This window comes from Chryseobacterium tructae, from assembly GCF_030409875.1.
GTDB classification, from domain to species: domain Bacteria; phylum Bacteroidota; class Bacteroidia; order Flavobacteriales; family Weeksellaceae; genus Chryseobacterium; species Chryseobacterium tructae.
Genome location: NZ_JAUFQR010000001.1, coordinates 1,551,941 through 1,573,613, shown reverse-complemented (window position 1 = coordinate 1,573,613; position 21,673 = coordinate 1,551,941). Strand labels below are relative to the sequence as shown.

Sequence of the window (21,673 nt, the reverse complement as noted above, 5' to 3'; positions counted from 1 at the left end):
TATTTTATTTTTTTGCTATGTGCATTTATATTTAGTTATCGAAATCAGCAACAAGTGAGCACAAAGTTTGCTCTCCTTTTTTGTCTATGTCGTGATCCCATGAACACATTGTAATGTCAAAAGATTCTTCCATTTGTTGAAGTCCGCCATGTGCTTTGGCCATCTGATTTTTGTTGATTACCTTCATTTTAGATAAATCAATCTTTTTCATTTCTTTTTTCATATCAGTTTAATTTTAAAAGTCAATATCTTTAAATACAGAACATAATGATCCTTTGTCATAATCATATGCTACCGAAGTTAATCCAATATCTGCAACTTCTTCCATTTGTTGAAGACCCCCATGCAGGGTAGCCATTTCTTTTTGATCAATAACCTTTAATGCACTAAGGTTTATTTTTTTAGCATTTTTTTTCATAATTAAGATTTTATAATGTTATACATCATTATCACTGAAAAGAGATGAAAATCCTCCGTCATGTTCAATATCTGAGAATAAAGAAGAGAATTTTTCAGGAGCCAATGACTCGTCAGGAGCGCTTGCTCCCCCAAGAACTGTAATTAAGCTCTTCTTGTCAATGACTTTTAGAGACTTAAGATCTATTTTTTTTACTTCTTTCTTTTTCATAATATGTCATTTATTTGTCAATGTCTGAAAATAGGGAAGAAAAAGAACCTTTATCTGTATCATCAAAAAGTGATGTAAAGGCTGCAGGAGCCAAAGAGTCTTCCATTTGCTGAAGTCCTCCATGAAGTGTTGCTAATTTCTTTTGATCAATTACCTTCAAAGTACTAAGGTTCATTGTTTTGTTCACGTTTTTTTTCATAGTAATTAAAATTTTAAAATTTTGTTATATCATTATCACTGGGAAAAGATAAAATCCTACAATACTTCTCTACTAAAAATAACAAGGAGGTTACTTCTAGGTATTAATTTCTTTTCTTTGTAATAGGCTGATGATGATTAATTAGTTCTCAATATCTGAGAATAAAGAGGAGAAAGAACCTTTGTCTGTATCATCAAAAAGTGATGTAAAGGCTGAAGGGGCCATAGTATCTTCAATATTAATAGCTCCTCCATGAAGCGTTTTTAATTTGTTTTGATCAATTACCTTTAGCGTATCAAGGTTCATTGTTTTGATGGATTTCTTTTTCATATTTAAGATTTTTAAAACTGTTTACATGGTTAATTATATCTGAAAAAAAGATGAGAATCCCTACCTACTCAATTATTCATGAGTAAAGAGAATATTTTTTCAGGGAATAATGACTCTTGGATCTTATTTCCCCAAGAATTATTATTTTTTTGGAATAAATTAATTTTTATTTTTCAATATCTGAGAATAGAGAGGAAAAAGTATCAGTATTGTCATTATCACTTACAAGAGAAGACCATGCAGACTGCTCTAAGGATAATTCTCTACCTCCTCCGTGTATTGAATTAAGATTTTCTTTGTTGATTACTTTTAAAGAGTTTAAATCAATCTTTTTAGAATTTTTGTTAGTTTTTTTCATAGTTAATAAGTTTTATAAAATTTTTTCTTTAAACAAAAAGCTAATATTCTTGCTTTTATTCTTAATCTTCAAACAATACCCAAAAGTAATTATTCAACAAATTAAGCCAAAAGTACAAAACATGAATATATAACCTTTATTTTTTTGAGTATTTCACGCTCATGTGGTTAGTTTGGTAAATATATAAAAAAAATGAATAGAAAAAATATTTTTATACTTATCTTAGAAAAAAAAATATTTTTTTATGAAAAAGCACTCTCAAATAAAGAGTATTAAATATTTACCCCTGTTTTATATGTTTATATTTCAACCACTTACCGGACAAAATTATGAACAGTTAATTTTAGAAGCTCAAGATAATATTCAAAAAAAAGATTTTTGTAAAGCTCTTGTCAACTATAATTTAGCTTTAAAGACGAATGAAGGAGTAAGTGAAAAGAACCCTTATACTTTTTATTATGCTGCTAAGAGTGCCAGCTATTGTAACGATAATAATAAGTCAATCCAATGGTTATCAGAGGCTCAAAAAAAAGGACTGGGCAATAAGCCAGGGGAAATAAACCATATCGAAAAAGACAGTGCTTTCGAAAAATTACATGAACTGAAAGAATGGAATGAAATCATAGGGAAAATGAAAGAAAGCATGATTGAAAAACAGGCTATAGAAGACAAACTGAATAAGGAGTGGAACCAATCGATTCAAGAAAACGCCTTAAAGCTAATGGATAAGAAAAGCCTCACTACCGGTTCCGGATATGCCTTGTTTTTCACACAGGTAAAAGACTTAAAAGTTCCTTACTTAGTTTTCATCCCTCAAAAGTTTGATTTTAAAAAGCCCTCAAAAATGATCGTGTATCTTCATGGCGGTATTGTAAGTACAGACCGATTTAATCACGATCAGCACCAGCTACAGCAAGAGCCTATTTTCTCAATAGCAGACACACTCAATACAATTGTTGTCTATCCTTTAGGCAAGAAAGATTTCGGCTGGGTTAATCAACAGGAAGCGTTTGATAATATTTTCACCATTATTAATAATGTTGAAAAGAATTTTAAGATTGATGAGAAGAATATATTGTTAGGAGGAATGTCTAATGGCGGTAATGCAACATTTTATTTTGCCTCACAAAAACCCAACCTATTTAAAGGCTTTTTCGCCATCTCTGCAAACCCGAATGCTTTTCCAAAGAAAATAGAGTTTAAAAATCTGGCTCAAGGGAAAAAATTGATAACATTAAACTCTCAGGATGATAGTGTTTATAATTTTAAGGAGGTTGAAAAGGCCTATCTAGACCACAAAGCTGCTGCTAAAGATTGGGAGCTTCGCTCTATACAGGAAGGTGAGCATGGGTTTATTTATAACCCTGAAAACGGAAAAGATCTTTTAGCGGAAGTTGTTAAAAGTCTTATGGAATAAAAAAAGACTCCACTTTTTAAAAAGCGGAGTCTTCTTTTTCATATTGATTACCTAATGCAATCTCTATTTCTTCAGCTTTAAAAGCTTAATTACATTCAAATGTAAGTATAGAATTCTTGATCTCTTTATTAAAAAACAGTAACTGATATCCATATCCGGAAACGCCATTGAAAAGCCCCGGAATGATAAGTCCCCTATTATTTTTAATAAAAGATAAACTGTTAAATGAATTGAGATGACTTTCTATTTCGCCTAATAACTGGGGATCATTAATATGATTTGAAAAACGAACGAGAAGTTCAGAATTTCCGAATTTTCCGAAAATCAGTGAGTCACTTCCTTTGAAACCATTTTTATAAGTAGATTCAACACAGTTTTGCAAGTCGGTTTTCAGAGTATCTAAAAAGTCATCGGATTGAAATATATTGGATTCAATTAATTCCAAGCGAATCAATCCTATCCCAGGACTACCATGTGACCATCCAAAAGTAGAATATTGCAATTCTTTTGAAACGAAACTTCTGTTGTCTGACCAATTATTATGTTTTGCACTGTAAAAGGTATTTTCAAACAATACAGCCTGTTGAATGATATTTTTACATTCTGCATCTTCAAATAATTTAAAGTATCTTAAAAGTGACAAAATAATACCAGACGATCCATGGGCTACTCCACACAATGGCTGATGATGGAATTCTGAAAGCCAGTGTATCCCTTCCGGTGTTACAACAGCAGAAGAGATCATCTGATTGTAAGTAAGATGTATTAATTGGTCTACCGTTGAGTTGTCACTTATCTTTTTAAGCTCTATTAACGCAATTAATAAACCTGCTCTCCCATAAATAACTCCGTTGTTTTGAGATTTTTCAATATTGCTTATTAAATCAGGAGATTCAATACATTGTAGGGCCTCATTGATATATTGGTCGTCATTATATATCCTATACATTCTTGACAAAAAATATATTGCCCCGCCCATTCCGGCCATTCCTATATATTCAGAACTGCGTAATTGTTGAACATTATCTTTGTATAGACGGGATATCGTTTCACTTATATAAGAATTTTTGAATATTTTATTGGCTTCGGCTAAGAATAGGATGTCTCCAAACATACCATTAATTAAATCGCGATGCGTATATTCTAAATTATACTGATTGGCTTCTTTATAAGATTCCTGAAGGGTAAAGTAAGTACTGCTCTCGCCTACTAAATTTTTGAAATGATCATATATTAAGTTGATATTCTCCGAAACATATGCTTTGGGAAATATTTTAGTAGAATTCTGAGAAGTATTTTGAGCAAAACTGTATCTGATTAATAATAACTGCTGCTCTAAATCTCTTTTTGAAATCTTGTTATTCAATTTGTAATGGAGAGCATCTAACGGGCTTTTTTCAAAAAATTGATTCTGGCTTAATCCACTGGTGTTTTCCAGAGTCGTTGATTTCGCATTACAATAATAATAAGGAATATCATTATTATATAAATCTGCGACCTCCGAATCTAATAAATTATTAAATCCAAAATAAGGTTCTTCCAATTGTTGCATAAATGAAATTCTATCTTCCTGATCCGTTAGTAGAATAGGTGATAAAGACTCATACAATACATGGGAATAGAGATAGGTATTTCGGAGTAAGAAACGTATAGGATAATCGGAAGAATCTGTATCAAAAAATGTCATCAACTCATCCTTATTCTCCATTAAGAAAAGATATGATTTTTTAAACCCGGCTAATATTTCATCAATATAATCATTGACATTTTCCTGATTATCAAGTTGAAAATTATTGGGTTTAACCAATATATTTTTCCCTTCAACTGCGGTTATTTCTCCATTTTCAATACTAATAGCTTCTCTTTCTATTGGAGAGTCTTGGGTGATATCCGCATTGAGATTTAGCCCACTAAAATCCACCTGTTGATTTCCAACTTTAATCTTTTTAGGCAAAAGCCCTATAGAAAGCACATTGTGCTCATTTCTTCGAATATTAACAATAGGATATAAAAGAGATTCACAATCTATAAGCACCAACCCTTCTGTATCATTGACAATTATATTTTCGTAATGAAAATCTGTACCATTAAGGAAGTACAGAATACAAATTGTATGTCCTATTTCTTCGAATAAATAAGCTTTTTGGGCTTCCTGATTGGACGACTTAATAAATTCTGTCCATGAATATTTTTTTCTGTATAAAGTCTTAGGTAAATAGATATTGGTACCACAAGAATTATTATAATAGGTAAGAAAATTAGAAAAGCATACTTCAAGGGCTAAGTCTCTCGGTTTAAATATGATGGGAGACTCGTTATTTATTTTTAATAAACTGGTACTTTTATTTTTATTATGATTGTCTCCGAGCCCGATTCTTATATATTCAATATCAGAGTTTTTGATATTAAACATTTGTTTAATCTCTTCAAAATCTTTTATATAGTTAGAAATAATGTCATTAAGATTCTCAACGAAATAGTTAATATTTTCGAAAACCAATCTAAAAAGTTCCGGATATTCATCGAGTAAATATTTTCTGTACTCTACTGATAAAAGCTCTTTTTCAAATTCAACTAATTTTTCTTCGCTGGGTTCTTTATTGATCTCTTCTTCAAAGACTCTATACTCAACAACTAGCGCCCTTTCTGATATTTCGATGATGGTATCGTATAGGGAATTAAAAGAAAATGTTATCGCTTTTTCAGATATAAAACCGTCTGCAATTAAGATTTTTTGTTGAGCATCTTCTAACCAATCTGAAAATAAATTTAAAAACAAGGTCTTTTTATAATTCTTATTTGTAATAAGGTTTCTTTTTTTTACGATGAAAAGTGAATTATATTCCATATAGGTGATAATAAGTGAAAACTTTTAAAAGTTTATCTGATATTTGAAAAAGCTACGATGATTTTTTAATTGTAATTTCTGATGACTAACGGCCTATAATAGCAAAGGGCTATTCTCAATAAATTAGAGAATAGCCCTTTGTTAATTATGCCTGATAATTAAAAAGGCCAAGGCCAGCAGCTGCTACCGTCTGCTCTACACTCTCCACTGATTGTATAGAAATGGCCACACTTATTAGATATTGTAATCTCTGCAGATTCTTCGATTGCCGCTACACCTCCTTTCACTTTATTCAATAGATCCTTGTTTAAGTTAGGAAGTTTTGAAAATTTCTCAAATTTTGTTTTCTTGGTTTTCATAAATAAATTTTGGTATTAAACTTTTCTAAATATAATAAATAATATCAAATCCTAAATTATTTTTGTTTCATAAAATTTTAAAATCAATGCAACTATCAGAGAAACAGCTATAATAATTACATTAATTCTCCCTTTTTGGGGATTAAAAAATAAATATTTTAACAAATTTATCACTTTATCCCTATCAAAGACTAATAGTAAAATTATCAATAACTGATAGTAAACTGCAGATGACAATGCTATAATATGAAATATATAGTCCTGAATAATAATATTGATGAGTATCGTTGTTAAAAGTAAACAACCCAAATTCTTGTTCTATTAAATAAGATCAATAACGCTCCTGTCACTTCAAAAAAGCCAATGATAATCGGATATAATTTTGAATAGCCATAAAAAGCCCACATAAGCTGTTGACCCGATAGTTTATTCATCACTTGTGTATTTTCAACACTTGCAAATTGAAATGGTTTGCTTAGACCATAGATAAGCATAGAGATAGACACGATAAAAATAGCTGTCCAGTAGATAAAATCTTTTAATGTTGTTTTATTAAGCATTGTTATGGTTGAATTAGTTTTTTCTATATAAAGTGACTTTTCAAAAGAAAGTCAAATATAATCGGAAAAACTATTACTTGGATCAAATCGTTAAAAATTATAAATTCTCCGGATCTGAACACAAGAAAGCCTTTTCAATGGTTAGCGATTCTTCATATGAAATTTCAGGATGAAAGAAGAATAAAGCAAGCTCTATTCTTTAACAAAACAATCTATAGGATTACTATATTATCAATTCCCGAAATTCACAAAATGGGGTACCTCTGTTGCAAAGCTATTCATAGGCAGAAGGTTATTTCGGTTGCTGTTAAAATCAAAAACAGAGTTATTATCAAATGGAACCCGAGGATAATAAGTGAAAGAAATCTGAATTCTGTTGAATACCAAAAATGGGTTATTAATTAAAACGCCCACTCCTATTTTAGTATTTGCGTGTGTTTTCAATAATTTTTCATCAGGCATTCCCAGCCAGCCTACTGCCATTGTTAAATAAGGGCTGAAATGAAAGTTTTTCCAGGTTTTATGAATGAACATTTGAAGCTGATATCTTAAAACCATTTTTTTTGTCCCGATATAATCAGCATTATAAACCGGAAACTCATCCGGAGAAGAGAGATTGATACGATCTTTGTAAGAATAATTATGCTGCGGATTTCCTAATGCCAAGGTGGGGGAAAAGAAATGTCTTACTTTGGCAAACTTCCAATCCATAAGATTCGTAAAATAAGTTCCATCTATACGGAATGATTCTTTGTTTTGATTGTCTTCATTGAAAAACCTTCCAAACTGTGCTTTCAAAGTAAAATAACCCAACCTTGTGAAGCTTCCGTAAGATGCGGAAACACCTACATAAGGATTTACTTCTTTATTTCTAGATAAACCACCTGCAATAATGCTCACTGAATTTCCATAAGCAATATCCTCCGGCAAATCATATTGAAAAATATTTTTCTGAACGGAAAATCGCCTGTTAATTAACCCAATAGACATCAAAAAACTATTGTAAGAGCTAAAATATTTATACCGATCGATTCCGGGACTATCTTTATACTGATAGTTCTGAAACCTTCCTATCACGGCAATATTACTGGTAACTTTTTCACTAGGATCCGATGAAACCGGTATTTGATAACCACCCCATAAATCCTGGCTGTACACTTTGATCTGAACTTCCGGAAAAGCCGTATCTGTTTCTATAGGAAGCAATACATTTCGCTTAAAATAATCAAAAGTAAAACCCCCTGCCCATTTCGTTAAAGGAGAGAAAAAGTCTCTTCTGACATTGAAACTGATTCTTTCATTTTTAAAAAAATCCCGCTCTCCAAGAATTTGAGCACTGATATAAGATCCAAAAAGATTATAAGTGGTATAGCTTCCTAAAAAGTAGTCCTGCTTTTCTTTAGAATCATTTCTATAAAGAAAATCAAGTGTATGTCCCAGGCCTAAGACATTTTCCTCAGTGACTCCTAAGCCGATTTTACTTCCGGAATAACTGACTCTCGGCTTCAAGCTCCAGGAATCAAGAACTTTTACCACAACATCAATGGAATCTTTACTGGAAGTATCTTCTGCAACACTGATGTTAACTCTATTTACAAAAGGCATGGTTCTCAGCAAACGTTCGGATTCATAAAGTTTCTGAGCATTATATTGTTCACCTTCCTTAAAAAGCAAATAGTTATTAACGGTAGATGTTCTTGTAGTGGAATGAAGATGATCTGTAAACCAATCGTACCATTTTAATTTTTCTTTCTGATCTTTTGAATCATACCCAAAAGGGTCAATGGTTTCGATCCTGACATTCCTGATGTATTTTTTATTATAAGCTTCCTGCGGTAGCTTTTCAATTCTGGACTTAACAGATGTAGAATCCGCTTCTCTACGGAATATGAAGCGATGAAGAAATTTGGTTACTTTTCTTTTATCTGAAAATTCTTCTATTTTATAATAAAGCGAGTCTTTCTTCTCTTGTGCATTTAAAAAGAAAAAACCACTTAAAAAGAAAATTAAAATTACAATCGATCTAGTCATTAGCCATCAAAATTCAATACAATTATTTCAAGAATATAAAAATCAAAATATAGTGAAATAAAGAAATATCTTATAAATATACTACTTTTGAATGAAATTCGGTTATTTAGTTCACTAAATACCATTTCCTAACAAATCAAAAGCAACCGATATTCTCCTTCATTTTCAACAGGTGCTCTGTGAACACAAGGCAAAACCTGCTGTGTCGGATGATCTACTGCCAGTCGCCAAAGATGCCCTATTCCCAGATTCGTAGGTTTGGAATCGGTTTTGGCTTGATAATGCAGATCGAAAAAACAATCTTTCAAAAAGGTTTCAAATTCATCTTCCGGGCCATCGTACAGTTCTTTAAGCTTCTCACGGATTTCAGGCACGTCTATCTTTTGTACAGCCTGGTGATTGGGCAATATATCACTAGCGGCTCCATAATAGGTGCATAAAAAAGTATCTGTTCCAATAGGTGAACGATCCACATGGTAGGAGTACACATCGGTGGAAATGAAATCGAACTCTTCATCCCGTTCGTAGTTTTTAAGCAAATTAAGAGAAGGCGAAGCACCGAAATCAGTGAGTAATTGTAAATCATTTAAAATAATTTCCCTCGCAACACTTCCCTTTTCAGATAACGCTAATGCCAAAAGATCTTCAGCAGAAACTTCCGTAATATTCTCTTGCAGCTTAAGTTTAGAAACAATTTCTTTAAAATCTCCCTCTACATTTCTGTGCCAACATATTGCATTGATATCCCCTTGAAAAGGAGTATTTACAAGTTCAGAAAATGTGGAAACCATTCCTATTTGATGATTGTCAGAAAATATATCGCTCATATGTTGGAATAAACATCTTTGTCATTATTCTCTGCAAAAATAAGGAATAGCTTTTATTACAGTCCTACTCTGTTAAAAACAAAGTTGACTAAATCTATTTAAAAGATGATTACAAAAAATGTTTGGGTTTCTTGCCCTGTGCTGCGTGTTCTGCTATTTCAGTAATTCGTCTTTCCCGGGTTTCCGGCCGTTTGGCAAGGATAATCCATTGAAGCATCATTTTTTTCACCGACTTGCTTAAGCCCTGAAATATTCTTCTGAACCTGTATAATTTGTGAAGGCTTTATTCAAATCTTCTGGAATGATCAGATCTTCTACTGTATCAAGGATTACCCACGATCCATTTTCTTTAGCTACTCTGATACATTCATAACCGGCTTCTGCCATCAGTTGATCATCGATCAGCCTTTGTACTTTTTCTTTATTGATCCTAGACCATGTACTCTTCGGTTTACGTTGACTGAATAATTGCTTGAAAGAGCTCTCATCAATGGTTTTTCTTGTACTATCGATCCAGCCAAAACAAAGAGCTTCATCCACCAATTCACTCCATTCTACTGCTGGAAGTCCTGATTTTTTGGTATTACAGATGACCCAAACTGATTGATGAGATTGATGAAATTCTGCCAACCATTGCCGCCATTCTGCTTTTGTATTGATATAAACATCCTTTCTTTTATTGGTTATTTCCATGGTCGCTTTGTTTCGAATTAAAACAGCATTATTATATACGAAAATACAGAATATCTGATATTTATCCCACATGATTATATTGTCACTCCAGTCTCCCCTCCTTTCTCGTTAACAATCCTTTATTCAATTCATTCTATTGTACAATAATATTAAGACCATATCAATTATGTTTAAATCTTTATTATTTAACATAAAATTATTCTGATTTATTCTTAATTTTGTCATCGATCCTACCTTATGAAAAATATCGATTTCTTAAAAAGAAACCTCGTTCCATTTATCGTACTTTGTAGCTTACTAAGTAGCTGTACGTCAAAAAAAAAGGAAAAAGAAAGTTTTGATTATCCGCTTCTTCAGAAAAATGAAGCCCTCAGTCTCGCTGGAAATTACGAAAAAGCATTAGAACTAAACCGTGAATATCTCCATCTTGCTCAAAAAAATGGGTATACAGATGGAGCAGCACTCTGTTATATCAACATCGCTAATTTGTCCATTATAGTTGGAAACTATGAAAAAGGATTGGTATTTTTAAAAAAAGCTGAATCATTACTCAACAAATCGGATAATGAAGCACTCAAAGCAAGAGTTTTCCAAGAGTATGGGCAAATGAGCAAGGTAGCTAGACTACACAAAACAGCCCTTGAATATAATGCAAAAGCACTTTATCATACCCGTAAGTGTTCTGTAGAGGATCAAAAAAAATATATCCTCACCAAAGTATTTTCTAACAGAGCGGATTTTCTTTATGAAGCTAAGCAAAGTGATTCTGCTCTTATCTATTTTCATAAAGCAATGAATATTGAAAATACAGACCTCATCAATAGCCTGATTGCGAAGCACCATATGTTTTATACAAAACAAATAGATTCTGTAAATTTTTATCTCGAACGCGCCCTTATTCTTGCTAATCAAAGAAAAGAAATCCTGGATTCACGAAGAGGACAGGTTTACCGTATTGCAGGAGATTATTATAGGACCAGAGAAAAAGATGCTTTTGCCTTAACCTATTATCAGAAAGGATTGGATATTTATATTAAGACCCGTAAGGTTTATAATATTCCATTTATCTACGAGGCCATGGCAGACACTTATGGTTATCTGGGAGATAAGGAAAAGCAAGCAGAATTCAATAATAAGTTTACCCACGCAAAAGAACAGCTATCCAAAAATCAGAACAATACAGTAAATCTTCTTATTGACAAATTATTGACTGAAAAAGAAGTTTCTGCACAGACTTTTAAGTTCAACGTCATCATTTTTTCCGGGCTCGTATTGCTTCTGATCATCCTCGCAGGATTCCTTTTATACAAAAGATTGAAACATAGTAAAAAGCAAATCATTAATGAAACTGCTGATTTAAAAAATAGCATAACACTTTTACAGAGTGAAAATGAAAATTTAAGTCATAAAATCATTGAAAATAATAATGAACTGATACTGCTTGCTAAAAACAATGACTCTTCTTTTCTAACCCGGTTTCAGGAAATACATCCAGATTTTATTGAAACTTTACTTAAAAGAAATAGTGACCTTTCTTCCACAGATCTATGGCTTTCTGCTATGATCAGTCTTAATTTCAGTTCTAAACAGATTGCAGCGATTATGTCTATTGAACATAAATCTGCTCAACAAAAGAAATACAGATTGAGAAAGAAACTTAACATCCCGAGTGAAGAGGATTTCTTTGTCTATTTTCAGAAGCTGGAGAACAATGAAAGTACCGAGTAAAAAATTGTATAATCAGAAATATGGGTTATGAAACTCACACACTCATTTGGAAAAACACTTCATTCACCCTTACCATGGTATAGTTTTTACGCTTTCCCGTAAAACAAACAATAAAAAGAAGTGTAAATTTGGAGCCTAAAGTATAAACTTAGGGTGATTTTCCAGTTTTGAATAGGTATTGTTTTGAAAGAAACACAAATCAGGAAACCTATAAATTTCAATACAATTTAAGAGAGACGAACGTGTATTATAAGGAAAACAAAAAATATTATTTTAAAATTGATACTGAAAACAGTGAGGGAGTTGAAGTATTTGTCGGACAAAATGCGGGGAATCAGCTCAATAAAGATATTCTGAATGCAAAGGCAGAAGTTTTGATTATCTCTCCTTATATTGATGAAGTAAAGCTGGATGATCTTATTATGCTGAAAAACAGGAACATCAATGTAAGATTAGCATTCAGTGATCTTCGTCCGGAGCAATATGGAAATATTTTACGAAAGCTCATTCATCAGAACCGGGTGACTGATGTAAAGAAAAAAGATAAAAGGGAAAGTTTAAAAAATCTTTTCTTTTTATCTTCGATTGTATTATTCTGCCTGGGAATCTTTGCACTTATTTATTTTGGGATCCATCTGGTTGATGACCTTACCAATTCAAATAATTTTGTGGCTCTTTTAGTGGCTGTTGCTTCCCTATATGGATTTTTCCGATGTTGGGAAAAGAAAACGGAAGTGGAAAAAATGGAAATCTACACTTATCATTACTCCGAAAATTTAAATTTTAAATTTATCCGGAACAACCGTTATGACAATAAGTTTCTGCATTCAAAGATTTACATCATCGATCGAAAAGTTGCTTATCTTGGATCTTTGAACTACACCAAGAGTGGATTCACTACTAATTTTGAATCCCGAATCAGAATTACCCAAAGGGAAAAAGTAAATGAATTGGTTCGTTTTGTACATGATATTTTTGAGGATAATATGAATCTTAAAAAGCATGAACTTTTCTATCTTGGAAAGCAGGTCTACAGCGAGGAAACGTACTAAAGTCTATCAGTAAAAAATAGGAGTATACATAAATATCACTGAAATATCAGATCAATAAGGTCATTCATTGATCACATTATATAAAAAACAATGCCCTCTTAGGAGGGCATTGCTTATTAAAATGAAATATGGATTAATTTTTAATCAATTTGCCTTGCAACGAGGTTTCTCCCGCTTGTACAATGACAATATAAGTACTCTGCAACCAGTGAGAGATATCTACATTTACCTCTCCGGAAGCTGCTTTCAGTTCCTTATGGAATTTGATATTACCCATGGTATCAAAAACCTTGATCTGTGTTGCCAGTAATTTTTCATTACCTGTATTGTATGAAACTTTCACAATATCCTTCGCAGGATTCGGTAGCAATTTCAAAGATGAAGCCGTAGTAAGACTTGGTGTTTTAGCCGTTGTAGCAATAGACTTGCCTTTAATTTCCGGCTCAGCAACAAACTTACAATCACCCTGCCCCCTGAATAAGATCGCATCACTTCCTCCAGGGAAATTGGAATTTGGATAGAAGACCAATGGATTAGAATTCATATCATATGTTCCTCCTGGCGGAATTGTAATCATAGATGGGAAATAAGTTCCATACCCATTAAGACTTGAAACCGTAAGCATCACCGGCTGGCCGCTAGCATTGTATATCGTTCCGTGAACGTTATAATGATCACCATCCCATTTAAATGCTGTAATATTGACATCAAATTGACATTGAGTCTCTATTCCACATTTTTCACCAGGATAGTAATTAAAGGCTCCTGAATAATACTCACAATGAAGTCCAGGTGCATTCTGATCAATTCTTAATCTATAAGTTCCAGATGCATCAATATAGTAGAATGGATAAATAACATCATTAACTCCACTTTGTAAGTTAACTCCAAATCTCTCCCACTGGTGATAATCGAAGTTACCTTTTGGTCCTAGAATATAACGTTCTTTATCTCTACAATAATCATAACAGCCTGTAGGGAATACCCACATTAGACTTTCTATACTCAACGGTACATCTTTCTGGCCAAATACTTTACAACCGCTTGGAGCTGTATAGATTACTCTATATACTCCTCCTTCTTCTACTGTAATAGATTGTCCATTCATTCCGTTACTCCAGTTATATTCTCCATTAGCTGGTCCTGATGCTGTCAACTGAACTCTATATGGCTGGCAGCTTATTTGAGTAGCCGTCACGATAGGATCTGCAGGAGGATTACTCACTGTAACCACAAATTCTTTAGATCCCGCACAATCTGTAGTTCCCGGTGTACGAGCTTCTAGCCTAAAGGTATAAGTACCAGCAGACAATCCACTTGTAGTATAGACAATTGGATATGTAACAGACCAACCTGTTGCTACTGGAACACCGTTTCTTAGCCATCTGTATTCAAGGGTATTATCCCCCACAATACCTCTCAATGTTATGGAGCTATTAGCACAAACATTTGTTTGTCCTGAAATATTTACAAATGCAGGTTTTTTAAATGCTACACCTACCGATTTGATACTCATATCGTAAGTTCTACAACCATTTGCTGCAATCAGCACTGGCCAATAATTCCCTGATTCTGTAGGAATGTAGTTCATTGAATTAGATGCTCCAGATGCTACCGAACTGCCGTTCATCCACATATATCCTGCTGGTGCAGTACCTGACGGAACAAATGAAATTACCGGAGATGTTCCTTCACATGCTACTACACTTAAAGGAGTAATCGTTCCATTTAAATTAGCCTCATTGATCGTAATTGTACGAACAACAGAATTATATACACATCCTTGTGGCGTTCTAACCTGTAAACTCACCGATTTTACTCCAGCCGTATTGAATGTAACAAGAGTACTTGCTTGTGAAGTCACAAAGGCTGTTCCGTCAAAATTCCAGGTATAAATATTTCCAGGAGTATATGACCCCGCAGAAAGACTCACCCCGCTTCCTTTACATGCTGTATTCGGAAGTGCAAAATTAAGATCCGGAACTGGTGCTAATGTAACTGTTTTAGTCATTACACATTCAGGATACCCAAGTGTTGGCGCAGATACTCTCATTGTAAAGGTGTAAGTACCTGGCGCCAAATTGTTGTAATTAGCAGTCTGACCAATCTGATCAGGATATCCAGGCAAACTAAATTTATACACAACTGCATTGGTATTGGCACCAAGATCAAATACTGTAGAAGTATTGTATAAAGTAACATTATATCCATTACCGTTACAAGTCTGAGCAACATTGAACTTAGGTTCATAATGTTTTTTAACTTCTACACTTACAGAATACCAACATGTACCATATCTCACTCTAAGGGAAACAATATGTGCTCCCGCAAGATTAGTCTGGAATGTAGCTGAAGGCAATCCTTGAGGACTCACCAATGTAAGTATACCGTTGGACACCCATTGAATCTCATCCGGTGAAGTGGTAAAATTCACATTACTTACAGTAATTGTGTTACAACCTGTCCATTTCGGAACGAAAGAGAATGGTGGTGGTGATGGACAATTACCTGTAGGTGGACATGAATTTGTCACATGAATTTCCTGTGAATAAACAACACAGCCATTTTGATCAGTTGCTCTTACCTGATAAGTACCGGCAACTCCCATTCCTGATAAAGTATATGAATTGGTATTATTCCCGATTGGTAAACCATCCTTGAACCACTGCCAACCTGTAGTATTGGTAAGCCCTGTAGAGCTATTAGCTGTAAGGGTGTAAGGCTGCATAGGATAATCCCCACAAACTTCAAGATTGTATACTGGAGAAACAGTAATGATGGTCTCCGGAAGAATAATGAAACTTGCACTTGCTGTAGGCTTATAGGCACATCCATTAGTTCCGCTATACGTTACAGTAACTATTTGAGAAACATTCCCCCCGCTATTATTCTGGATATACCCGTTATTTGGGAAATCATAAACTCCAGACGGATTGAACGTTGTTGTATAAGTAGATCCATTCGCAAAAGTAAATGTTACATTTGTTGCAGAGGTAATAATTCCTTGGTTAACTGTAAAATGTAAATTTGAACCTAAACAAATATTTCCAACATTTGTAAAGTTTATTACCGGAAGTGCTAACTTACTTATTGGCATGGTCACTATTTTTTCTTGCCCACATACAACAACTCTTAATTTAAGATTTGTTGTATATATATTATTAGCAACCTCATTGATATTCACTGTAACATTTTGGGAATCTTGACCAGATATAAAGCTTCCAAAATTAGGATTTACAAACTCCATTCTATAGAATCCGGAACAATATTGCCTAAATTCGCTGTAAACGTCTGAGTACTGCTTGGGCAGAAAGGTCCAGGGTTCGAACTAATAGAAATCGAATTAAGATCTATTGGTTTTACTACCTTTGAAACTGCTTTAGAGACACATCCTGCTGGCCCATCCGTTTTATTGACAAGCGAAACAGTATATGAACTTGCTCCCGGGTTAAATATAATAGTCACAGAATCCCCTGTATTGCTTCCTTGAATAGTTCCATTCGTAACACTCCATACAGGAATTACTCCTGAAACCATTGTGATTGTTGAATAGACATAAGGTCTTCCAGGACATATTATTGATTCTCCTATAATAGGTTTCGGTGGCTTTGGAGGAGCTACTACCTTAACGTTTATAGCATTACTCTCACAAGCTCCACCTGCTTTAATTGCGGTAATCATATGAGTTCCTACCGTTAAGAAAGGATAACTAAGAGGAGCTGTTGTTGGTTGTGGTGAAGTATATACTACACTCCCATTTAAAGTAATGCTCCAAATAACAGGAACATTAGGAGAGGCGGTAAATACCTGAGCTTCTCCTGCACAGATTTCTTCTTTTCCACCAGATATAACTACAGGTGCTTCCACAACAATCGTTTTCTCTGCATACCCTTTGCATCGCAATAAAGTATTAGTATATTCAACCGTTAGTGTATAAGTACCTGGTACTGTTCCTGTGAAAAGAATCTCATTTCTTTGTTGGTTATAAGTCAACATTCCTCCTCCTGGGCCTATTACATCCCATTTATCCATTTTCATCGTTGGCCATTGTGGAATAGAATACTTATATTGTTTTCCTAAACATACTGTTGATTCTCCTTTAATGAATCCTTTTTTCAAGACCACAGGAACCTTAACAGTAGTCCACTCTGGGCAGCCACACTCAGACTTATACATTACATAGCCGAAACCGTCTTCAGGATTTACATTATCCCATTTTACTTCGATTTCATTTTCGCCGGTAATATACCATGAGCCTCCAATTACTTTCCAATCTCCTTTACATGAATTCTGAACGCTATATTTTGCAGTACTTCCTTCACAAACTACAGAAGGACAGTTGATTTGTAAAGGCGGTGCCTCCAGTACTTCTAATTTTTGGTAAGTTGTTTCTGAGCAGCCACATTTGTTGGTTACCGTTAATGTAACAGTAGTTCCACCTCCCTGGGTAAAAGTATGAGAGGGTTCAAAAGCTGTAGAAGTTGTTCCGTCACCAAAATCCCAGAAATAATTGATAATATCAGTTCCACCATTCGCCTGAGAAAGGTTTTTAAAATGAACCTCAGTATTTTTACATACTCTATCCTTCAGATTTACCATTTCAAATGAAGCTGAAGGTTTATTTATTTTCTCAATACAAATGTTTTTGGTTTCAGTAGTTCCATTTGCAAATGTTACAACGGCTTGTAAAGAACCTGCTCCTGCATTTCCCCATACAATAGTTGCCATAAGATTAGCTCCCCCTGAAGTCGCCTGTACAGTTCCGCCAGTAGACGTCCAGGCAACAGAAGCAATACCGGATCCCTGAACCGTGTATTTTACGGTACTTCCCTCGCAGACACGGACACATTTTCCTGAATCGATATCTCCAGCAGCAAACGAATCATCGTTAGTTGCTTTATCGCCCCGGAATATTTGACATCCGACCTGAGAGTCCCAGGTAATATGGGATAATGATTGTGCTTGTAGCCCCCAAGGCACAAGGAGCCAACATAGCAGGAGCCATCTAAAGACGTGCTGCCTACTAAAGTAAGTAGTGTTTTTCATGGTTATTAAAAATGTATTAATTTTCATTTGGAAATTAATGAAAATTTTAACACCAAAATCATTTATAAGTTAAAAATATTATATTATTGAATATTAAATATCAACAAAATACCACCATCACTAAGAATACATTAATTCACACCCGTAGTAATTATTCACAAAAAAAACATTTTCCCTCCATTTCAATGACAAAAACCAACGGTTTCCTACTCATTAAAACAGCAAAAACAAGAATAAAATAAACCAAAAACGACACTTAGATGAATTTTTTATACAAATAATTTAAATTTAACTATAAAAACATAAGAATAAAAGTAAAAATATCACGCTCAATCTCTTTCTAAAATTATACAATTTCAAGCCTAAGCAATTCGTAGCACATAATCTCGAATAAGTTCTCAGACTATCCTTTTTATTAAGTAAAAAAGAACTTATTTTGTGTCAGAAAACAATTAACAGGTAAAATGAAAAAATATTATAAGGAAATAATGATAGTTTTAATAGTTCTGCTATCACGGTTACCTTTTATTTTTAATAGTTTAGGCTCTGATCTGGATGCATGGAGAGAAGTATATACCGGAAAAATACTGCACGAAGATCACATTTACAATGTATCCCGTTTTCCTGGCTATCCATTGCCGGAACTTTCATATTCATTACTCTACGATTCCCCTTATTGGGTAATCAATTTACTATCAGTTTTATTTACAATCGGTTGTTGTCTATACCTTTTTAAGATTTTGAATTTTCTTAAAGTCAATTTATCTTTTCCCATCACAATTGCATTCCCTTTTATTCCGGTAATCTATCTCAATAGCACTGTAGCTATGGAATACAATTGGTCTTTATTTTTTTTGCTGAGTAGCACTTATTATCTTCTGAAAAAAAATCTTTGGGTATCTACCATGCTGTTTGGTCTGATGGTAAGCGCTAGGTTCAATAATATTATTTTCCTGCCAGCTTTTGTTTTTCTAATTTACGCCTACTCAGAAAAGGATATCAAAAGGACAATTCAATTTACAGCCCTTACCTTTCTTTTCACCTTTTTATTCTTTGTCCCTGTTATTTTAAAATATGGAATTAGCTTCCTGCAAAGCTCAGGGGACCCAGAATTTAACCTATCAAGCTTGTTGAGTCTGGCCACATTATATGTATTTGGAACCCTGGGAATATTGGCAATTATTATAGGTTTAACCCTGCAATTCTTCACCCATGACTGTCAAAAGCTAAAAGACTTACCTCAAAATAACTTTGCTATATTCAGTATTCTAATCGTCATTTTCAATCTGGCATTCTTTATTAAATATCCATTGGAAGCCGGATATCTCATTCCATCAATCCCTTTCATTCTCATTCTTTTATATTATATAATGAATGAAAAGCTTATGAAACCTGTATTATTCGCAGTATTGCTGTCTCCTTTTTTAATCCATGTAAATGCAACAAAAATTCAGATCAAAGGAACCGTATTTGTCAATGAAGATTATGAGAATCAGCAATTAAAATACGCCAAAGATCTCATCCGGGAAATCAACACACATATTCAAGATCAGCCTGCTATTTTTCATTTAGGAAACTACTCCGAACAAGTTTTATTAATAGGAAACTTTGATAAGAACAGCAATATAAAGATCGTTAAAAATCTTAGTCTGAAGGATCAGCAAGAAATCATTAATCAAAAATCTTCACTCTACTACATCAATACCAACGATGGAAAGATAGAAAATAACAAAACCCACATGCTGGATAACTATGGAATTTTATTGTATAAAGACTTTGAATTAAAAAGGTAATTACACCAGATTCTTTCAAATCTTGCACAAAAAACGAAATACCTTATCTTTGTTTTTTCGAGGCTTATTATCAACTTTTATTCGAAAATATTCTACATGAAAAAAAATAGCTTTTTATTTTCCGCCAAAGGAATTCTTATCGCAGGGTTTTTATCCTTAAATACAATAACATACGCTCAGAAAACAGCAGATATTTCGGGCATTTCAGAAAAAACACTGGGCAGCATCCTTGAAAAGAACAGAAATTACTATACACAAGGTAAAGTAGCAGATTATATTCCTGAATTGGGTAAAATGGATGCCAAAGCCATTGCGTTTTCAGTAGTAGATAAAAACGGAAAAATATATAATACAGGTGATGTTCAAAAGAAGTTCACCATGCAAAGCATCTCCAAAATCATTGCCTTGATGGTTGCTGTTAACGAAAGAGGAGAAGCTAATATTTTCGATAAAATGGGCTATTTCGGATCCGACAGACCTTTCAATCATTTTTCCAATCTTGAAACAACAGGAAAGCCACTGAATCCAATGATGAATGCCGGAGCTATCCTTACGACATCCTTAATTCCCGGCGAAGGTGAAAAACCCTTCCTTAAAGTACTGGATATGGTACGCTACATCACCAAAAATCCAACTATTGATTATAGCAAGTCAGTCTATGAATCTGAAAAATCTACAGGACATCGTAACCGCGGAATGTTCTACATCATGAAAAACAGCGGATTGATTTCAGGAAATGAAGACCAGCTTGATAATTATTTCAAGCAATGCTCTATTGAACTTACAGCAGAAGACCTTGCAAAAATCGGGTATTTCTTTGCCAATCAATGTGTGCGTTTTGATGGTGACTCTCAATATAAAAATGCTGATGTAGCCAAACTAGTAGAATCTCAAATGCTGACTGCCGGAATGTACGAGTTCAGCGGCGAATATTCCCGAATGGTAGGATTACCAAGCAAATCAGGTGTAGGCGGCGGAATCACTGTAAGCGTTCCGGGAAAAATGGGCATTGGTGTATTCAGCCCTGCATTAGATCAACATGGAAATTCATTGGCAGGCTATCACATCATTCTAGATCTTGCTAAGCACTATAATTTGAGCATCTTTTAAGATGATAAAGAGTATTTCTGACTATATCAAAAATTGAAAGTAAACAATTTGTTACTATAATTAAATAGTATCTTAACAAATCAGCATCTATAATTAATTCCAATGGACGAATTAAAAAGCTAAAAAAAATAGTAATAATTATTATAAATCATTAAATCGTTATTAAATAAATCAAGAGGACTCATTAATTGTAGTCCTCTTTTCATTTTAAATTAATCCGATAAATAAAATCTATAATGATTAAAATTATCATTTTCTTAATTTAAAACGTTAAATAACTCACAAAATACATTCTTTCCTTACCCCTCTATAGTATTCCAATTCAGACCCATGCAACATCAACTAATATTTTTGCGGTATTTTCAAATTTATTTTTTGTAGAATTTACCGTTAAATCCGCATGTTATCTTTTTGTAATATAACAAAAACAAATCTCTTCTTTTTGAAATATTTTATTTTTTATTTCTATCTTTGCTTAACATTTCTTTAACTATAATTATTTATTTTTATAGTAACCTAGATTGTGCCGGCTTGTTTATAACGAATAAGAAAATAAACCGTATACTTTTATAACATTTGAACAATTAACATTTGTTTGTTAAAAAATTATTATCGAATTTAATTTATGATTACAAATAAATCATAAATTTATTATTTTTATTCATGTATTACAAACAATTAATCTATACTACCA

Annotated in this window: 20 protein-coding genes; 5 read left to right on the top strand and 15 right to left on the bottom strand. The window is 33.4% G+C overall.

Translation table 11 applies throughout. The annotated features are described in order from the left end of the window. Nucleotides 1-31 precede the first annotated feature (31 nt). The 6 genes from QWZ06_RS07650 to QWZ06_RS07625 form a co-directional block, all read right to left on the bottom strand. Nucleotides 32-223, bottom strand: coding sequence for a hypothetical protein (locus tag QWZ06_RS07650; RefSeq protein WP_160138566.1), 192 nt, complete (start codon nucleotides 221-223; stop codon nucleotides 32-34). Nucleotides 224-235: 12 nt separating this feature from the next. Then, nucleotides 236-418: a hypothetical protein gene (locus QWZ06_RS07645; RefSeq protein ID WP_290296964.1), complete on the bottom strand. Its 183-nt coding sequence runs from the start codon at nucleotides 416-418 to the stop codon at nucleotides 236-238. Nucleotides 419-436: 18 nt separating this feature from the next. Further along, nucleotides 437-628 (bottom strand): hypothetical protein, encoded by a 192-nt coding sequence (locus QWZ06_RS07640; RefSeq protein ID WP_290296962.1) that lies wholly within the window; start codon nucleotides 626-628, stop codon nucleotides 437-439. A 10-nt stretch (nucleotides 629-638) separates the two neighbouring features. After that, nucleotides 639-827, bottom strand: a complete 189-nt coding sequence (locus QWZ06_RS07635; protein ID WP_290296961.1) for a hypothetical protein — start codon at nucleotides 825-827, stop codon at nucleotides 639-641. A 141-nt stretch (nucleotides 828-968) separates the two neighbouring features. Then, nucleotides 969-1,157 carry a hypothetical protein gene (locus tag QWZ06_RS07630; RefSeq protein WP_290296959.1) on the bottom strand — a complete coding sequence of 63 codons (189 nt, stop codon included), beginning with the start codon at nucleotides 1,155-1,157 and terminating at the stop codon, nucleotides 969-971. Between the two features lie 166 nt (nucleotides 1,158-1,323). Beyond that, entirely contained in the window at nucleotides 1,324-1,515 is a 192-nt protein-coding gene (locus tag QWZ06_RS07625) for a hypothetical protein (protein WP_160138571.1), read from the bottom strand. A gap of 244 nt (nucleotides 1,516-1,759) precedes the next feature. On the opposite strand from QWZ06_RS07625, the gene QWZ06_RS07620 reads away from it, so the two are divergent. Beyond that, nucleotides 1,760-2,932: an alpha/beta hydrolase family protein gene (locus QWZ06_RS07620; protein ID WP_290296955.1), complete on the top strand. Its 1,173-nt coding sequence runs from the start codon at nucleotides 1,760-1,762 to the stop codon at nucleotides 2,930-2,932. 85 nt (nucleotides 2,933-3,017) lie between these two features. On the opposite strand, the gene lanM is transcribed toward QWZ06_RS07620, so the two are convergent. From lanM to QWZ06_RS07590, 7 genes are all read right to left on the bottom strand, one after another. Next, the gene (lanM, locus tag QWZ06_RS07615; protein ID WP_290296953.1) at nucleotides 3,018-5,780 is read right to left on the bottom strand and encodes a type 2 lanthipeptide synthetase LanM; all 2,763 of its coding nucleotides are present in this window, start codon (nucleotides 5,778-5,780) and stop codon (nucleotides 3,018-3,020) included. A gap of 158 nt (nucleotides 5,781-5,938) precedes the next feature. Next, nucleotides 5,939-6,139 carry a hypothetical protein gene (locus QWZ06_RS07610; protein WP_290296951.1) on the bottom strand — a complete coding sequence of 67 codons (201 nt, stop codon included), beginning with the start codon at nucleotides 6,137-6,139 and terminating at the stop codon, nucleotides 5,939-5,941. Nucleotides 6,140-6,429: 290 nt separating this feature from the next. Next, complete coding sequence (locus QWZ06_RS07605) at nucleotides 6,430-6,699, bottom strand: hypothetical protein (protein WP_290296949.1); 270 nt, start codon at nucleotides 6,697-6,699, stop codon at nucleotides 6,430-6,432. 231 nt (nucleotides 6,700-6,930) lie between these two features. After that, entirely contained in the window at nucleotides 6,931-8,730 is a 1,800-nt protein-coding gene (locus QWZ06_RS07600) for a POTRA domain-containing protein (protein WP_290296947.1), read from the bottom strand. A gap of 128 nt (nucleotides 8,731-8,858) precedes the next feature. Continuing rightward, the gene (locus QWZ06_RS07595; protein ID WP_290296946.1) at nucleotides 8,859-9,557 is read right to left on the bottom strand and encodes a DUF1826 domain-containing protein; all 699 of its coding nucleotides are present in this window, start codon (nucleotides 9,555-9,557) and stop codon (nucleotides 8,859-8,861) included. A gap of 109 nt (nucleotides 9,558-9,666) precedes the next feature. Next, nucleotides 9,667-9,774 carry a YdeI/OmpD-associated family protein gene (locus tag QWZ06_RS27740; RefSeq protein ID WP_353960004.1) on the bottom strand — a complete coding sequence of 36 codons (108 nt, stop codon included), beginning with the start codon at nucleotides 9,772-9,774 and terminating at the stop codon, nucleotides 9,667-9,669. 20 nt (nucleotides 9,775-9,794) lie between these two features. Next, nucleotides 9,795-10,250 carry a YdeI/OmpD-associated family protein gene (locus QWZ06_RS07590; RefSeq protein WP_353959943.1) on the bottom strand — a complete coding sequence of 152 codons (456 nt, stop codon included), beginning with the start codon at nucleotides 10,248-10,250 and terminating at the stop codon, nucleotides 9,795-9,797. 237 nt (nucleotides 10,251-10,487) lie between these two features. Between QWZ06_RS07590 and QWZ06_RS07585 the strand changes: the two genes are divergently transcribed. Next, nucleotides 10,488-11,978 carry a helix-turn-helix transcriptional regulator gene (locus QWZ06_RS07585; RefSeq protein ID WP_290296944.1) on the top strand — a complete coding sequence of 497 codons (1,491 nt, stop codon included), beginning with the start codon at nucleotides 10,488-10,490 and terminating at the stop codon, nucleotides 11,976-11,978. A gap of 242 nt (nucleotides 11,979-12,220) precedes the next feature. Continuing rightward, nucleotides 12,221-13,030: a phospholipase D-like domain-containing protein gene (locus QWZ06_RS07580; protein WP_290296943.1), complete on the top strand. Its 810-nt coding sequence runs from the start codon at nucleotides 12,221-12,223 to the stop codon at nucleotides 13,028-13,030. A 133-nt stretch (nucleotides 13,031-13,163) separates the two neighbouring features. Here the strand turns inward: QWZ06_RS07580 and QWZ06_RS07575 are convergent, their stop codons facing one another. Both QWZ06_RS07575 and QWZ06_RS07570 read right to left on the bottom strand, forming a co-directional pair. Beyond that, nucleotides 13,164-16,127: a T9SS type A sorting domain-containing protein gene (locus QWZ06_RS07575; protein ID WP_290296942.1), complete on the bottom strand. Its 2,964-nt coding sequence runs from the start codon at nucleotides 16,125-16,127 to the stop codon at nucleotides 13,164-13,166. Between the two features lie 137 nt (nucleotides 16,128-16,264). Further along, nucleotides 16,265-18,076 carry a PKD domain-containing protein gene (locus QWZ06_RS07570; RefSeq protein WP_290296940.1) on the bottom strand — a complete coding sequence of 604 codons (1,812 nt, stop codon included), beginning with the start codon at nucleotides 18,074-18,076 and terminating at the stop codon, nucleotides 16,265-16,267. Nucleotides 18,077-18,564: 488 nt separating this feature from the next. Here QWZ06_RS07570 and QWZ06_RS07565 point away from each other — a divergent pair, with 488 nt between their 5' ends. After that, on the top strand, nucleotides 18,565-19,869 hold the full coding sequence (locus QWZ06_RS07565; RefSeq protein WP_290296939.1) for a hypothetical protein: 1,305 nt from the start codon (nucleotides 18,565-18,567) through the stop codon (nucleotides 19,867-19,869). Nucleotides 19,870-19,965: 96 nt separating this feature from the next. Continuing rightward, complete coding sequence (gene glsA / locus QWZ06_RS07560) at nucleotides 19,966-20,979, top strand: glutaminase A (RefSeq protein ID WP_290296937.1); 1,014 nt, start codon at nucleotides 19,966-19,968, stop codon at nucleotides 20,977-20,979. Nucleotides 20,980-21,673: the final 694 nt, after the last annotated feature.